Source organism: bacterium (assembly GCA_040757115.1).
GTDB lineage: Bacteria > UBA9089 > CG2-30-40-21 > CG2-30-40-21 > SBAY01 > JBFLXS01.
Genome location: JBFLYA010000414.1, coordinates 1 through 1,658 on the forward strand (window position 1 = coordinate 1; position 1,658 = coordinate 1,658).

1 protein-coding gene is annotated in these 1,658 nt (G+C 35.9%); it reads left to right on the top strand.

What is annotated here, in order from left to right:
• Positions 1–389: 389 nt before the first annotated feature.
• Positions 390–1,442 carry a 3-isopropylmalate dehydrogenase gene (locus AB1422_19265; GenBank protein ID MEW6621441.1) on the top strand — a complete coding sequence of 351 codons (1,053 nt, stop codon included), beginning with the start codon at positions 390–392 and terminating at the stop codon, positions 1,440–1,442.
• Positions 1,443–1,658: the final 216 nt, after the last annotated feature.

Here is a 1,658-nt window from a genome sequence, read left to right on the forward strand (position 1 = left end):
TGTATAACTTTACTCTGCGACTTATAGAATTCATCGATAAGTTGCCAAAGGATAGTGTTTCTCAAAGAGTTGGAGGAATTTGGTAATATCTTTGCTTCAAGTATTTTAACGCTGAAAGGAAAGAGATTATTTTACTGAACTTTGACAAATTTGCAAATTCTCTGAAAAACTTAAAACTAAAAATCGTTGATAGTTTATAGTAGATAGTTGATAGTTGAAGGACTATAGACTATAAACCATAAACTATCAACTATAAACTATAAACGAGTTTTGCATTTTGATATTTGGAGGAATTTGATAAAAATAGAGGTTTTAAATACCCGTTTAAAAACTACAGTTTCCGAGTTTTGCAGAACTCTATAGGTAGTGGAAAAAAGGAGGAAAAATTTATGCACAAAATTGCTGTTATTCCAGGAGATGGAGTTGGCCCTGAAGTAATAAGAGAAGGACTAAAGGTATTAGAAGCAGTTGCAGAGGTAACTGCTCTCAAGTATGAATTGATAAATTATGATTTTGGTGGAGAGCGATATTTACGAACAGGTGAGGTATTGCCTGATTCTGCCTTGAATGAACTCAAACAGATGTCGGCGATTTATCTGGGTGCCATTGGTCATCCAGATGTTAAACCAGGCATCCTTGAGCAAGGATTATTGCTTAAAATTAGATTTGGATTAGACCAATATATTAATTTAAGACCGATTAAATTATATCCGGGTGTCTATACCCCAATTAAAGATAAAGGACCAGAGGAGATTGATTTTATCGTAGTTCGCGAAAATACTGAATGTCTTTATATTGGCATAGGTGGATTTTTAAAGAAAAATACCAGTGATGAAGTGGCTGTTCAAGAGATGCTCTATACCCGCAAAGGGGTAGAAAGGTGCATCAGGTATGCCTATGAATTAGCCAGGACGACAAAGAGAAAAAAACTTACATTAGTCGATAAATCAAATGTCCTGACCTATGGTCATGACCTCTGGCAACGAGTATTTAAAGAGGTTGGGGAGGAATATCCAGAGGTAACTAAAGACCATGCCTATGTTGATGCTTGCTGTATGTGGATGGTGAAAAATCCAGAATGGTTTGATGTCATCGTTACCTGTAATATGTTTGGGGATATTATTACAGATTTAGGGGCGATGGTTCAAGGTGGAATGGGAATAGCGGCAGGAGGAAATATCAATCCTCAGGGTGTTTCTATGTTTGAGCCTATTCATGGTTCTGCCCCGAAATATACCAACAAAAATCAAATTAATCCATTAGCCACTATCTTAAGTCTCCAGATGATGTTAAATAATCTTGGTGAAAAAAAAGCGGCAACATTGGTTGAAAATGCTATCATTAAACTTCTCTCCTCCGGACTTATCAAAAATATGTCTGCCGGTAAAATGGGTATGTCAACATCTGAAGTTGGGGATATGGTAGCTAAGTTCGTTAAGTAAGCGTTTAATGGTCTATAGCTTTGCCATTTTTATAATGGGGGTATCAAGTAAATGCAAAATCAAAATGCAAAATGAAAAAGAAAAGTTTAAACCCAACTTCGCCGTTTAAAAAAATAAGTCTTGTATTATCAACAACTTACAGAGCAGAGAGGTTGAGTTTTGGCACTACAGTATGAATCCCCACAAAATGATTTGACTGTTTTCCCTGGTTGATAA

Coding starts and splice junctions, on each gene's coding strand:
- AB1422_19265 (MEW6621441.1), top strand. CDS start 390: ATGCACAAAATTGCTGTTATTCCAGGAGATGGAGTTGGCCCTGAAGTA.